This is a genomic window from Limosilactobacillus reuteri subsp. simiae, from assembly GCF_020784875.1.
GTDB lineage: Bacteria > Bacillota > Bacilli > Lactobacillales > Lactobacillaceae > Limosilactobacillus > Limosilactobacillus reuteri_H.
In genome coordinates, this window is the sequence record NZ_JAJGUI010000096.1 from 25063 (window position 1) to 41524 (window position 16462).

A 16462-nucleotide genomic window follows, 5' to 3' on the forward strand; every position below is an offset into this window, starting at 1 on the left:
TTTTAATTATGCAAGAACAAATTATTAATATTTTAGCTGATGCAACTGGTCGGGACACTGCAGACTTTAGTGATGCAAGTCAAAACCTTTTCGAAAGTGGTCTTTTAGACTCAATGGCAACTGTTAGCCTTCTTCTTGGTTTACAAGATGCTTTTGGCGTTCAAGTACCAGTTTCAGAATTTGACCGTAGTCAATGGGACACTATTGAAAAGATTGAAGAACGGGTAAAGGAGCTCCAAAATGCATAATGGCAAAAAGCTGTGGTCAATCTTTGGCCCGCTGATTGTCGCTTGTCTATTAGTAGTTCTTTTGTTTTCACTGCCGATTAGTAAAAAGCACTCAGCGGCGATTGAACATAAAGCTGCAGTATCGCTAAGCCCGGTTGTTTTTAAGAATCAATCAATTAAACAACAAGCGCTCAGTGATAAGCACACCCACTATGTTCCATTCTTTGGTTCTAGTGAATTACGGCGAATGGATCGTTTCCATCCTTCTGTAATGGCTGCTCGTTATCATAACTATACCCCCTTCCTCTTCGGTTCACGGGGTACCCAATCTCTTCCGCAATTCTTTAACATTAATTCAATGGAAACGCAGATGAGAGATAATAAGGCCGTCTATATCATTTCACCACAATGGTTTACTAAGCAGGGGGTTCAACCACCAGCTTTCAAGTACTACAATGGTGAACTCGCTAACCTTAACTGGCTTCAACACGCTAATCCTAAATCACCATACGATCGCTACATTGCAACGCGATTAATTGCAATGCTTGGTAAAGACGGGACTGTTTCTTCGTATGCTAAAAAGATTGCAGAAGGAAAATCCCTTAGCAGTTTCGATATGGGAGTTATCCGCTTCCGGCTTAATATGTTGGTTCATGAAGATGCCATCTTCTCAGGTTTTCAATTGAATAATAACTATGGCAAGCATATCCTCCCAAACGTTAAGAAACTTCCTCCGCGTTACAATTACAACGAACTTTATGATGATGCAATGAACGAAGCCGCACGTGATACTAATAACAACCGTTTTGGTATTAAAAACAGCTTCTATACGCAGCGTGTGAAGAAAAACTTAGCGAAAACAAAGGGATCACAACGGAATTTCAATTATACTAAGTCACCAGAATATGGCGATTTGGAAGTAGTTTTGAATCAGTTTAAGAATACCAATTCAAACGTCCTCTTTATCATCCCACCGGTTAATTCAAAGTGGGAAAAGTACACGGGAATGGACATGAATATGTATTACCAATCTGTTGAAAAAATTAAATTTCAGCTTCGCCAACAAGGGTTCAATCACATTTTGGATCTTTCTCATGATGGTGATAAGCCTGGATTTATGGAAGATACTATTCATATCGGTTGGGCTGGTTGGGTAAAAGTTGATAAAGCTACTAATAGTTTTATTTCTAACAAGCAACCGCAACCACATTACCAAATCAATAGTAAGTTCCTTTCACCAGAATGGACTAACTTAACCCCAACTCCTGGTAATTTACAGAAATTCCAAGAAAAATTACATTAACAAAAAGCGAGACTTGAAGAATTTTCTTCGGGCCTCGCTTTTATTAAACTACTAATTCTAATTGATCAACAACATCTTGTAATAAACTCATTCCTGCCAAACTATTGCCATGTTGATCAAGAGCTGGACTAAAAATACCAATACCACATTTTTGCGGGGCACAAGCCAATAAGCCGCCGCCAGTACCACTTTTAATAGGGAGTTCAATTTTAATTGTGTATTCTTTTGATTCTTCAAACGAACCGACTGTTGTTAGCAATTTCTTTACCAACTCGTTATCTTCATGGCTAATAAGACGCTCATTATCCCAAGGTTTAATTCCATCATTTGCCAAGACTGCTCCTAAGTTAGCAAGACTCTGCGATGTCACCATCATTGAGTTTTGCATAAAATAAGTTATCAACGTTTGATCAACAGTCTCTAAGATATCCTTATCTTTCATATAGTAGGCAAGTGCATGAATATCTTTATCATTCATAATTGCCGATCGAAACAAACGCTCATTTAAGCTGATACATGGATCGTTGCAAATCTCCCGGCAGAACCCGAGAAGAGCATTAAAACTATTTTGACCCATCAACTGGTCAATTAAGGCTGTCGTTAACAAGGCGGAAGAATTATTAAGGTAATTTACCCGGTGTACCTGCTCGCTCAACTCATCATCCAATAGTGCCGAACTTAGGCTATAATCTGCCGAACCATTTTCTAGTTCTGCTAAGACACGCTTATGTCCTAATCTCTTGATCGCTAATATTAAAGCTACGACCTTTGCAATACTCTCAATTGCAAATCTCGTTCCTGCCATTCCAGCGGTCCCAATTTCGTCCTCGTCAACGTCATAAATGGCAATGCCCAGTTGCTGCGGATCAACAATTCCTAATATCGGAATATAGTTTGCAACCTTACCATGAGCTGTTTCAGCAAAGTTTTTATCAATCAATTGCTCTAATTTTTGCATCGTCAAAACCTCTCTCACACAAGGCATAAATAACCCTGCAGCTCCTCAAGTACCAAACAAGAAAAATTAGCCCCCCTTTACACTTAATTTGCATGATGAAATAATAGCCGAATATCTACATGAGCTCATCTTCTCAGATACTAATCATCGTAATAATCGTAACAAATACATTATAAATAAATCAAATAATTAGCATAAATATTTTTATAAAAAGATAACGAAATGCCCCGCCCTTATTTATACATTCCTAAATAAGAGCGGGGCATTTTTAATTTATCCTAAACCAGCTTAAGTTTATCAAACGACTAATTAATTTAATCGCGTTTCTTACCTAATCCTGAAAGGCCAAATAAGCCTAATAGACTGGCAATTGCTAAGCCAGCAATGCTTAAGCCACGTTCTGTTTCATTACCTGTTTGTGGTAATGCTTTCTTGCTATTTGTATCAGCAGCTTTTTCTGTCTGTTGACCAGTAGTAAGGTTAGTTCCATGGCTTCCCGTTAAGTCGGCTTGGGTATTGTTACCTTGAACCGGAGCTTGAGTTGCATTGTTATTATCTTGGCTAGTACTGTTGCCTTCAGTTGGCGTTTCAGTATTAGTTTGGTGGTTAGAAGAATTATCAGATTCAGTAGGAGCGTTTGAAACCTTAATATTTTCAATTGCCGCAATTCCAGCTGTCTCTGCTTCACTAATTGCACTAGCAGTAGTAGCATTGTCAATCGCTGTCCGTGCATTTTCTGCTGCTTGTTCAGCTTCATTAATCAATGCTTCCTTCGCTGCTGGGCTTAGGTTAGAATTATTGATTTCTTCCTTCTTAGAATTCAAAGCATTATCAACGTTATTCTTCGCTTGGTCGCGAGTCTCTTCGACAGTTGGTACTTGAATATCTAAGATTGCTTGCACGCCCTTCTTCGCAGCAAGTTCAGCCGCATCATTAGTTGTTGCTGCATCAATATTCTTGTTTGCAGCAGCAGCTTCTGTTTGCGCTTGATCAATTAGCTTTTGCTTTTCAGCATCAGTTAAGTTTTGAGCGGCCTTAATTTCAGCCGTCTTAGCTGTTAATGCATCGGCAATAGCTTGTTTAGCATCATTCTTTGCTGTATCTAGAGTTGGGATGGTTACATTCAAGATTTCGTTGATTCCAGCTGTTTCCGCATCCTTAACAGTGGCGTCAGTGGTTGCATTCTTAATATTATCGATTGCCTTATCTGCAATCTCGTCTACTTGGTTCTTCAATGCTTCTTTTTGCGTCTCAGTCAAGTTCTTAGCTGCTTCGATTTGGGTCTTCTTAGCATCTCGAACTTGTTCAACTGCTGTAATTGAAGCATCTTGAGCATCAGTTAATGTTGGTACTGTAATATCAAGAATTGCTTGAACACCGTTATCCCGAGCAGTATTAATTTCCGCACTAGTTTGAGCGTTATTTACGTTGTCAACGGCGGTCGTGTATGCTGCCTGGGCCTGGTGCTTAAGATCTTCCTTAGTAGTTTCAGAAAGATTATTAGCATTATTAATTTCACTAACTTTATCAGCTAATGCTCTATCAAGGGCAGCAATAGCATCCTTTTGTTGATCTTCTCGGCCAGGAACCTTAATGTCAAGGATTGCCTTAACACCATCAGTCTCAGCGTCCTTAACTGCGTCATTAGTTGTTGCCTTCGCAATATTATCCTTAGCAGTATTAGCCGCAGTTGTAGCGTCCTTAATTAAAGCATCTTTTTCAGCGTTAGAAAGGTTAGTTGCAGCATTAATTTCTGCCGTCTTTTCTTTCAATACCTCATCGATTACCTTAGTTGAAGCCTTCTTAGCATCATCAAGACTCGGAACAGTTACATTTTCAATTGCTTGAGCACCATTGTCTTCTGCAGTTTGAACATCATTATTGGTTGTAGCATTATCAATATTCTTCTTAGCCTGATCCGCTTCGGCAGTTGCTTGGTTAATCAAGTCTTGCTTTTGACTATCTGAAAGGTTTTGCGCATTATTGATTTCATTCTTCTTTTCGTTGAGAACATCATCAATCAGATTCTTTGCTTGGTCCTTTGCGGTTTCAAGACTTGGCACCGTTACATTAGCGATTGCGTCAATACCATCTGTAGTAGCTGTTGCAACCTCACTATCAGATGTTGCCTTCGTAATATTATCTTTAGCTGTATTAGCCGCGTTATTAGCTTCATCAATTAAGTTGGCCTTTTCATCTGCAGTAATATTAGTAGCATTGTTGATTTCGTTAACCTTATTAGTTAAGGCATCATCAATTGCCTTGATCGCTTCATCTTTAGCAGCTGATGTCGTTGGAACATTGATAGCATTAATCTTTTCAATCCCAGCATTCTTTGCCTCTTCAACACTTTGGTTAGTAGTTGCGCTGTTAATAGCATCCTTAGCATTATCGGCAATGCTGTTTACCTGATTAATTAGATTTTGCTTCTCATCAGAAGTTAGCTGTGAGGCGTTATTAATTTCTGTTTCTTTTTGTTTAAGGGCATCATTAATTGCATCAATGGCACCTTGCTTAGCATCAGCAAGAGTTGGCACTTCAATTCCTAAAATCTTATCAACACCTGCTTGAGATGCAGCTAATGCTTGATCATTGCTGGTAGCTTGATCAATCTTTTCAATGGCTGTATCTGCTTCTGCGTTAGCACGGTTAATTAAATCTTGCTTAGTAGCAGAATCGAGGTTTGAAGCAGCATTGATCTCATTAGTCTTGCTTTCTAAGGCATCCGCAATTGCTTGCTTAGCATTAGTCTTAACTTCATCTAAGCTTGGCACTTTAACATCAAGAATATCTTGAATACCCTTGTTTTCCGCATTCTTAGCTGTTTGGTCATCCTTTGCTCCATTGATTGCATTAATGGCATTCTCAGCAATTTGATCAACTTGCTTAGTCAACTCATCCTTTTCATCTTGGCTTAAGTTGTTTGCGTTGTTGATTTCTTCCTTCTTCGCCTCACGCACTTCATTAAGAGCATCGATACTATCTTGCTTCTTTTCGTTAAGACTTGGAACTTCAATATTAAGAATGGCTTCTACACCGTCTGCACTTGCTTTATCAGCATCGTCATTGGTTGTTGCCTTATTAATATTATCAAGGGCCTTATTGTATTCCGCATCAACTTGTTGAGTTAAGTTGGCCTTTTCATCTGCAGTTAAGTGACCTGCTTCATCGATTTGGGTAAGCTTAGTAGATTTAGCCTCGTCTAAGGACTTGATTGCATTCTGTTTGCGATCTTCTAAGCCAGGAACCTTAGTATCAACAATTGCATCGATACCATCTTTTTCGTCCTTGGCAACTTCTGCGTCATTAGCATCATTGCTAATCTTATCCTTTGCCTTATCAGCAATATCAGTGATTTGGTTGATAAGATCCTTCTTTTCTTGATCAGATAAGTGAGTTTGATCATTAATTTCCTTCGTCTTATCTGCTAAAGCATCATCAATTGCCTTCGTGGCTTTATCCTTAGCATCATCAAGACTCGGAACAACAACATTAGCAATCTTCTCTGCGCCAGCATCTCTTTCCGTAGCTACATCGTCATTAGTTGTCGCTTGGTTGATCTTGTCTTTGGCTTCGTCAGCGGCGTTTTGTGCTTGGTTAATGAGGTCTTGCTTCTCTTGATCAGTCAAGTGGGAAGCATTATTGATCTCATCTTCTTTTTGCTTAAGAACGTCATCAATTACTTGACTAGCATCTTTCTTCGCATCATCAAGACTTGGGACAGTGACATTTGCAATAGCATCTACACCATCTGTAGTAGCTTTGTTGACTGCTTCATTGCTAGTAGCATTCTTAATGTTTTCCTTAGCCTTTGCTGCTTCTTCGTTGGCTTGATCAATCAAGTCTTGCTTTTGCTTATCAGATAAGTTGGTTGCATCATTGATTTCTTTAGTCTTGTTAGCTAAAGCATCATCAATTGTTTGGTTAGCTTGATCCTTGGTTGATGAAGTTGTTGGAACTACAATATCGTTGATCGCAGCAACTCCGGTATTCTTAGCATCTTCAACCGCTGGAATGGTAGTAGCTGAATCAATTGCCTTCTTAGCTGCCTTTGCTTCTTGGTCAACTAAGTCATTCAAGGCCTTAGCTTCATCGGTGGTTAATGGTGCATTTGCAATTTCAGCCTTCTTACCAGCAACAGCATTGTCGATGGCGGCATTAGCAACATCTTTATCAATGGCAAGCTGACCATTATCAACGGCAGTCTTAACCTCATCGTCAGTCTTCGCATTATCGATGGCTTCTTGGGCCTTCTTAGCATCGGAATCGATTTGATCCTTCGCTGCTTGCTTCTCTTCGTCAGTCAAGTTGCTATCTTGGTCAATTGCCTTCTTAGCATCATCAACGGCATCATTAAGATCAGTGGTTGCTTGGTCCTTCGCTGGTGACTTAGTTGGGATTTCAATACCATTAATAGCTTTAATACCATTGTCTTCTGCTGCGGTTACTGCGATATTGGTAGTTGCGTTATCAATTGCAGTATTGGCAGCGTTTTGGGCATCATTAACTTCCTGCTTCAATGCAGCTTTTTCTTCATCAGTTAAGTTTGAAGAATCGATTGCATTGTTCTTAACTTCGGCTGCTTCTGCAATAGCTTTCTTAGCTGCTTCTTTAGCTGTTGACTTAGTTGGCACTTCAGTATCATTGATATTCTTAATACCATTGTCTTGTGCAGTAGTTACAGCTTCTGGGGTAGTGGCATTATTGATTGCTTCTTTAGCATCTTGAGCCTTTTGATCGACTTCATTATTTAAAGCAGTCTTTTCTTCATCAGTTAATGGTGATTTAGAAATTTCGTCCTTCTTGCCTGCAACTGCATTGTCGATGGCGGCATTAGCAACGTCTTTATCAATGGCAAGCTGACCATTATCAACGGCACTGTTTACCTCATCGTCAGTCTTCGCATTATCGATGGCTTCTTGGGCCTTCTGAGCATCAGAATCAATTTGATCCTTCGCCGCTTGCTTCTCTTCGTCAGTCAAGTTGCTATCTTGGTCAATTGCCTTCTTAGCATCGTCAACTGCCGTATTAAGGTCAGTGGTTGCTTGGTCCTTCGCAGCTGACTTAGTTGGAATTTGAATGTCTTTAATTGCAGCAATCCCGTCTTCTTTAGCAGTTGTTACTGCTTCATCCGTTGTCGCACTCGTGATATTTGATACTGCATTACTGTATTCTGCTTGAACTTTATCCTTCAAAGCATTCTTTTCATCGGTAGTTAGATCAGTAGCATCATCAATTGTACTATTCTTAGCATCACGGGCTGCATTCAATTCTTCAATCGCCTCTTGTTGCTTCTGAACTAGAGTTGGAATAGCAATGTTATTAATGTTATCTAATCCAGCTGTTTCTGCATTCTTGACTGCATCATTAGTTTGAGCAGCATTGATTGCCTTCGTTGCCTCATCAGCAGCTTTATTGGTTTGATCAACTAAAGCTTGCTTTTCTTGATCAGTTAAGTGAGCAGCGTTGTTAATGTCATTCAGCTTAGCATTCTTAGCACTTTCAATTGCATTAAGAGCATCTGTTTGTGCACCATCTAGAGTTGGAATAAATAGATCAGTAATTTGCTTGATTACGTCATCGCGGGTTGCAGTAACTGCATCATTGGTAGTAGTTGCTGCATCATTAATCTTAGCAATTGCATCGTTAGCAATTTTATCTACTTGATCAGTTAATTCTTTTTGCTCTTCAGCGCTTAAGTTAGATGCAGCAGAGATTTGCTTATTCTTAGCATCTTGAACTTGCTTAATTGCATTGATTGCATCTTGTTTAACTTGATCTAAGCTTGGAACAGTCACATTAGCAATATCTGCAATACCCTTATTCTGTGCTTCAGTTACAGCATCATTGGTAGTGGCATTGTTGATATCGTCTTTTGCATTTTTAGCTACTTCAGTTGCTTGATTGATTAAGTCTTGCTTTTCATCAGTACTTAAGTTAGATGCATTATTAATTTCATCTGTCTTAACTTGCAAAGCATTATCAATTGCAGCGTTTGCAGCATTCTTAGCATCGTCTAGTGAAGTAAAGCTAATACCTTTAATGTTGTCAATTCCAGCATTAGCTGCATCGCGAGCACCATCATTTGTAGTAGCATTTTCAACATTATTCTTAGCAGTAGTTGCTGCTTCATTTGCCTGATCAACTAATTTTTGCTTTTCAGCATCATTCAAGTTAGAAGCATTGTTAATCTCATTTACTTTAGAGTTCAATGCATCATTAATAGCTTGGTTAGCGTTCTTCTTAGCATCATCAAGAGTTGGAATAGTAACATTCTCGATGTTTTGAACACCAGTAGATGCTGCTGCTTTAGCATCGTCATTTGTTTGAGATTGGTTGACGTTGTTAATTGCTTCAGTTGCGGCATTAGTTGCAACATTGATCAAACCTTGCTTTTCATCTTGAGAAAGGTTTGAAGCATTATTGATTTCGTCAGTCTTGGCATCTAAAGCCTTGTTAATGAGATCAATACTTTCTTTCTTAACATCAGACAAGTTTGGAACTGTTACATCAGCAATTGCTTTTTCACCATTTATTTTAGCAGTATCAACATCAGCATTAGTAGTGGCATTGTTGATATTATTCTTAGCAGCATTGGCTGCTTCAGTTGCTTGATTAATTAAATCAGTCTTTTCTTGATTGTTGATGTTAGATGCGTTGTTGATTTCATCGGTCTTCTGTTGAAGAGCATCATTGATGGCAGCAATTGCCTTTTCTTTGGCTGAAGAAGTAGTTGGAATTTCGGTATTAGTAATTTCATTTACACCATTTGTTTGGGCGGTAGTTACTTCTTCCACAGTAGTTGCATCAGCGATATTTTGTTTTGCATTATTAGCTTCAGAATTAATTAAATCAGTGTAAGCTTGCTTTTCATCAGCAGTTAATGGATCTTGGATTTCCTTAAGCTTACCAGCAACTGCATTGTCGATAGCGGCATTAGCAACCTCTTTGTCAATTGAAACCTTACCGTTATCAACCGCATTGTTTACGTCATTATCAGTCTTTGCATTGTTAATGGCATCTTGAGCAGTCTTAGCATCAGAATCAATTTGGTCTTTAACTGCCTGCTTCTCTTCATCAGTCAAATTGCTATCTTGATCGATTGCTTTCTTCGCTTCATCAACAGCAGTATTAAGGTCAGTGATTGCCTTTTCCTTATTTGCTGATGTTGTTGGAACTTTAATGCCGTCAATTGCACTAATACCATTGTCTTTAGCTTCAGTTACGGCTGCATTGGTAGTTGCATTATCAATTGCTTGATCTGCGGCGTTTTGAGCATCAGTAACTTCTTGCTTCAATGCAGCTTTTTCTTCATCTGTTAAGTTTGAAGCATCAATTGCAGCATTCTTTTCATCAGCTACTTTAGCTACAGCTTCCTTAGCTGCTTCTTTGGCTGCTGATTCAGATGGTACGTCAATATCATTGATATTCTTAATACCATTTTCTTGCGCAGTAGTTACAGCTTCTGGAGTAGTTGCAGTGTTAATTGCTTCTTTAGCAGTCTTGGCTTTTTGATCTACTTCATTATTCAAAGCAGTCTTTTCTTCGTCTGTTAATGATGAGTTAGAAATTTCTGCTTTCTTACCAGCGACTGCATTAGCAATGGCTGCATTAGCAACGTCTTTATCAATTGCTAATGTACCATTATCCGCTGCCTTCTTAACATCATCATTAGTCTTGGCATTGTTGATGGCATCTTGAGCATTCGTAGCATCAGAATCAATTTGATCTTTAGCTGCTTGTTTTTCTTCATCAGTCAAGTTGCTGTCTTGATCAATTGCTTTCTTCGCTTCATCAACTGCTGTATTAAGATCAGTGACTGCCTTTTCCTTAGCATCTGATTTATTTGGTACTTCAATACCATTAATTGCCTTAACACCATTGGTTTGAGCTTCAGTTACTCCAGCGTTGGTAGTTGCATTATCAATTGCTTGATCTGCAGCATTTTGGGCGTCAGTAACTTTTTGCTTCAAAGCTGCTTTTTCTTCGGCTGTTAAGTTTGAAGAATCAATGGCAGCATTCTTTTCATCAACTGCCTTAGCCACAGCTTCCTTAGCTGCTTGTTTTGCTGCTGATTCAGTTGGTACAGAAGTATCATTGATATTCTTAACGCCACTTTCTTGTGCATTAGTTACAGCTTCTGGAGTAGCGGCATTATTGATTGCTTCTTTAGCCTCTTGAGCTTTTTGATCGACTTCATTGTTCAAAGTAGTCTTTTCTTCATCGGTTAATGGGGTCTTAGAAATTGCATCTTTCTTGCCAGCAACTGCGTTGTCGATAGCAGCGTTGGCAACGTCTTTATCAATTGCTAATTTACCGTCATCGACTGCCTTCTTAACATCATCGTTAGTCTTGGCATTATTGATTGCTTCTTGAGCTTTAGTAGCATCAGAATCAATTTGATCTTTAGCTGCTTGTTTCTCTTCATTAGTTAAGTTGCTATCTTGATCAATTGCCTTCTTAGCTTCATCAACAGCAGTATTAAGGTCAGTTGTTGCTTGTTCCTTAGTAGCTGAGGCAGTTGGAACTTTAATGTCATCAATTGTATTGATACCATTGGTTTGAGCTTCAGTCACTGCTGCATTTGTTGTTGCATTATCAATTGCTTGATCTGCAGCATTTTGGGCTTCAGTAACCTTTTGCTTCAAGGCAGCTTTTTCTTCATCTGTTAAGTTTGAAGCATCAATTGCATTATTCTTTGCTGTTACTGCTTCTGCTACTGCCTTTTTAGCTGCTTCCTTAGCAGTTGAGGTAGTTACTTCAATACCATTAATTGCATTCACGCCATTGGTTTGAGCTTCAGTTACTGCTGCATTTGTTGTCGCATTGTCAATGGCTTGATCCGTAGCATTTTGGGCTTCAGTAACCTTTTGCTTCAAGGCAGCTTTTTCTTCATCTGTTAAGTTTGAAGCATCAATTGCATTGTTCTTTGCTGTTGCTGCTTCGGCTACTGCCTTCTTAGCTGCTTCTTTGACTGCTGATTCAGTTGGAACTTTAATGCCGTCAATTGCAGTAACACCATTAGTTTGTGCTTCAATTACAGCATCATTAGTTGTTGCATTAGTAATTTCTTCTTTTGCCTTATCTGCAGCTGTATTGGCTTCTTGTGTTAATGCAGTCTTTTCATCAGTAGTTAAATTATTAGCTGAATTAATTTCTTCTAATTTCTTAGTTAAAGCCTCTTCAATTGCCTTATTCGCATCAGATTTCACAGTATCTAAGCTTGTTGGAACAATGTTCTTAATTGCATCCACACCAGCTTGGCCTGCTTGAGCTGCTTCATTGTTTGTCGTAGCAGCTTCGATATTTTCTTTAGCTTTATTGGCCTCAGCAGTTGCTTGATCAATTAGATCTTTCTTTTCTGCCTCACTAAGATTATTAGCTTTATTAATTACCTCAGTTTGAGCAGTAAGAGCATCATCTACAGCCTTAGTTGCTGTCTTCTTGGCATCTTCTAAGCTTGGAACAGTAACGTTGTTGATGTTAGTTGTTCCCTCATCTTGTGCAGTCTTAATTGCATCAGCTGTAGTTGCTTTATCAATAGCTTCTTTAGCATTATTAGCTGCATCGGTTGCTTCTTTGATTAATTGATCCTTAGTTGTTTGATCAATATTGTTAGCATCGTTGATTTCCTTAGTCTTAGCATTAAGGGCATCATCAATTGCACCTTTTGCCGCATTTTGACTATCAGTAACGCTTGGTACCTTTACATTGTTAATTGCATCTACACCAGCTTGGCCTGCTTTAGTTGCTTCATCATTAGTTGTAGCTTTTTCAATAGCAGCTTTTGCTGTATTAGCTGCATCAGTTGCGTCTTTAATTAACTGATCTTTAGTTGTTTGATCGATATTTTCAGCATCAGTGATAGCCTTAGTCTTATCAGTTAATGCTTGATCAATATTAGCAGCAGCTTTACTTTTAGCATCCTCTAAACTTGGAACTTTTACATTGTTAATGTTAGTAGTTCCTTCAGTTTTAGCAGTATTAACTGCACTTGGATCGGTTGCTTGATTAATCGCAGTATTAGCATCATCTGCTGCCTTCTTAGCATCGGCGATTAATTGATCCTTAGTAGCTTGATCAATATTAGTAGCGTCAGTGATTTCGGTAGTCTTAGTATCTAAAGCCTTTTGAATATCTTCACTAGCAGCATTCTTAGCATTTGTAAGGTTAGTATCCCCATTCAAACCACTAATTGCATCCGTAATAGCCTTTGCTGCACTGTCTACTTGCGCCTGAGTTGCACTAGTATTCTTTAAAATCTCTTGACCAGCAGTAATCGCATTATTGAGAGCTTCTTGATTTGCTTGGTCGGCATTAGTGTAGTTACCAGTTTCCTTAGCCTTATTAGCACTGGTTAAAGCCGTTTCCAAAGCTTCAGTGTTAGTAGCCACACCTTTAAGGTTATCTTTTGCTGCATTAATTGCATCTAAAGCAGTCTTAACGTCATTTGCTGATGGATTTGCTTGATCCAAAACTTTTTGACCTGCGTTAATTGCATTATTATATGTTGTTTGAGCTTCGTCACTACCGTTATAGTATGCAGGCGTATCTCTTACATTTGATGCATCCTTAACAGCGGCTTCTAAGGCAGCCATGTTTGCAGCTTCAGTCTTAGCATCACCATTTAAGTTATTATTCGCAGTTTCAAGATCTTGAAGAGCTTGGTTCACTTCTGCTTGAGTTGCATTAGTTTTCTTTAAAACTGTTTGTGCAGATATAACTGCATTATCATATGCAGTCTTTTGAGTTTCGTCTGCATTAGTATAGTTATTGCTTTCTTTTACAGTTGCAGAATTGTCAACTACTTTTTGAAGCGCTGATTTATCAGTTGCTTCACCCTTAAGATTACCCTTGGCAGTATTAATGGCATTTAAAGCATCAGTAATTTGAGTAGCAGTTGCATCTGGATCATCTAAAACTGTTTGACCAGCAGTAATTGCGTCATCATAAGCAGCCTTAGTTTCAGCAGAACCATTGTAGTATGCCGCATCATCTGATTTTACAGTAGGTGCTTCATCAACTGCTTTTTGAAGTGCTTCTTTACTTGCTGCTTTCTTAGCATCCCCATTTAAAGCATTTTTTGCATTATTAATGGTGGTCAATGCATCATTTACCTCAGTTTGAGTAGCATTTTCTTTACTTAAAATACCTTGACCTGCTTTAATTGCAGCTTGGTAATTATCTTGAAGTCTGGTATCCGCATTAGTGTAATTATCGCTTGATTCTACTACAGAAGCATCATCAACTGCAGTTTGAAGCGCTGATTTATCAGTTGCTTCACCAGTTAAAGCCTTCTGAGCATTTTGAATGGCAGTTACAGCATCATCAACTTCAACTTGATCGTAATTATTTGGATTGGCAAGAATAGTTTTACCAGTTGAAATTGCATCCGTATATGCCTTTTGGGCTTCTGCAGTTGCATTGTAGTAACTTGACTTTGCTTCTTCTTCGGGAGCAACATCTACTAACTCTTGAAGAGTAGTAGTATTAAGGGCACGTAATGCTGCCACACTTTCAGTTTGAGCTGCTTCAACGAAATCTTTTGTAGCAGTAACTGCAACTTGTGCATCATCAGTTAAACTACTTGCAAGCTTGGATAAATCAATAGAGAAATTACCACCAGATGAAGCAGTTTGTGCAGCGTAATCAATATTGTTTGAAGTTACTGTGCCATGAGTATTGGTGTACACAGTGTAATTTCCTATTACTGGAACATTAGTGCTTACTCTACCAACAGTAACAGTTACATAAATTGGATTGTTGCTACCACTTGAAGCTACAGTACCAGTCAATACATTATTCTTACTTAAATGAAGATTAGATAGAGTAACGTCTTCACCAGCTTGAACTAAGTTGATTAAGCTCTTGTTAGCAAGTCCATCAGCTACTTGCTTAACAGTATTTTCATCTTGAGCAGTAATAAGGTAATCAGTAGCATTACCATTTTTATCGTAAGTTACATCAATTTTGCCTAAAGGCTGTGATTCGCTTCCATCAGTAACTGTCTTAACACGACTGAAATTGATGGCTCCGTTTTTAATTAATGATTTGCCAGTACTGGTATTTGCAGAAAGATCAATAGTAAATGAATCTGGTTGGTCTGAGGTGAACGTACTGTCGCTTGAAAGATTAATTGCAGTTACAGCTCCAGTACCGTCACCGCTAATCTTAAAACTAGAGTGAGGATCAAGTTTAACCGTGCTTGTACCAGAAACTGTCATCAAATGACCATTATATGAGCCTAAATTTGTTGCTTCTAAAATAAAGCTTGCGCCATTACCGACATTAATAGATGCATCTCCATTAATATAAACTGGGTCATCCCAACCTTGTGCACGATAATATGGCGTACCTTCAGATGTAATAGTTAAATTACCATTATTATTAATAGTTGCGCCAGAGTTTAAATATAGTGCACCAGAATGATATTTATCGTCTGAATTATCTTTTAAATTAATATTAAGATTTGCACCCTTATCAATATTTAAAGTTGTATTCCCATTCGATGCAATACCACGAGCAATACCATCCATACTCATACTGTTTATCTGTTCTGGTCCATTTTTAGTATGTGGATTTAAGGTGACTTGCGCTCCATCACTCCCATCAGCATTACTCTTAACATTAATTACAGTTGTACCCTTATCAATTTCAATTACATTTGAGTTATTTGTGGTAAATGTAACTTTACTACCTGCTTCAAAATTGATGTTGTTAGTACCATTAGCAAATTGAAGAACTTGTTGGTTACCGCCACCTTGAGAATTACGTGTTTTGTTATCAAGTGGTCCGGTATAACTTGCTACTGATGTAGCATTTACTGTATTTTTAAATGTTACAGTGGCATTGTATCCAGAATCAGTATAAATAAGTTGTGAACCAGTGTAGTCAACATTATCAAAAGTGTATGAACCAGCACTACGAACGATACCGTAATAACTCTGACCATAAAGACTAAGATCTTTAAATGTTACACCGTAATCATTACTATACATATTGAATCCATATCCAGCAAAATCAATAGTGTATTTTGTACCGGGAGTAGCAGATTGAATAGTTATATCACGTTTGTTTGAAATGGCAGTATTAGTATAGTTACTACTTGTCTTGGTACCTAAATTAATATCACCACCAATATTAATTGTAGTGTAATCACCTTTTTGAATAGCATTAATTAAACCATCAGCATCAGTAACAGTTATTGACTTATTATCTTCTGCTTCAGCGGCAAGTGCTGTTGTTGCTACCTTACTTTCAGCAAGAGCATTTGCATTAGTTTCTTGATTAGTAAATGAGTTTAAAGTGGTAGTTTCTACACTATCACTAGCAGGAGCAGCAAATGACATCAAATAATTTGCTCCAGGCACCGAATTTCTGTTGGCAATCGTACTAAGGACTTGCCGGGTTGCATTAAGGCTCGCATCCCCAGAACCATTTTCTTGTGCTACTGGTTGTGCTAGAGTTTGTACTTCTTGGCTAGTACTTGGTTGATTTTCCGCCGTAGATTGGTTCTCACTTGCTTTTACAGCTGCACTTGAAGCAACAGCACTTTCACTAGCAGTTGCTGCTGGTTGGCTATTAGCTGACGATTGACTTTGGACTGCACTATTAGCACTAGTTGCTGATGTGGACGATTGACTAGCATTCAAAGCAGTATTGCTTAAAGCGACTTCTGACTTATCAGCTAAACTGTTATCACCCTTATCACTTGCGGCAACTTGGTCACTAGCATTGGCAGTATCAGCATGTGCTACTACTTGCCCACCACCGTAAATACTAAAAGTAATTCCAAGCAAGACTGAGGCGACACCAACATTTAACTTACGAATTGCAAATCGTTGCTTTTCATTGCGCCGATTCTTTTCCGCAATCAATTTTTTATTATTTTTTGATACCATTCTAGCTTCCCCCTGTGTTATTAAAATAGGTTGCCTTTTACTAATGTATCCAGCTAAGACAATAATTAATCAA

At 38.4% G+C, this 16462-nt stretch carries 4 protein-coding genes; 2 read left to right on the plus strand and 2 right to left on the minus strand.

Features of this window, described 5'->3' with window-relative positions:
- Positions 1-8 precede the first annotated feature (8 nt).
- Together dltC and dltD are read left to right on the plus strand one after the other, a co-directional pair.
- On the plus strand, positions 9-248 hold the full coding sequence (dltC, locus tag LMC10_RS03620) for a D-alanine--poly(phosphoribitol) ligase subunit DltC (protein WP_003665624.1): 240 nt from the start codon (positions 9-11) through the stop codon (positions 246-248).
- Positions 241-1530: a D-alanyl-lipoteichoic acid biosynthesis protein DltD gene (gene dltD / locus LMC10_RS03625; RefSeq protein ID WP_107721934.1), complete on the plus strand. Its 1290-nt coding sequence runs from the start codon at positions 241-243 to the stop codon at positions 1528-1530. The genes dltC and dltD overlap by 8 nt, the downstream gene beginning before the upstream one ends.
- A 43-nt stretch (positions 1531-1573) precedes the next feature.
- On the opposite strand, the gene LMC10_RS03630 is transcribed toward dltD, so the two are convergent.
- Together LMC10_RS03630 and LMC10_RS03635 are read right to left on the minus strand one after the other, a co-directional pair.
- Positions 1574-2515 (minus strand): glutaminase, encoded by a 942-nt coding sequence (locus tag LMC10_RS03630; protein WP_324294048.1) that lies wholly within the window; start codon positions 2513-2515, stop codon positions 1574-1576.
- A gap of 287 nt (positions 2516-2802) precedes the next feature.
- Positions 2803-16389 (minus strand): DUF1542 domain-containing protein, encoded by a 13587-nt coding sequence (locus LMC10_RS03635; protein WP_229268952.1) that lies wholly within the window; start codon positions 16387-16389, stop codon positions 2803-2805.
- Between the last annotated feature and the right edge of the window lie 73 nt (positions 16390-16462).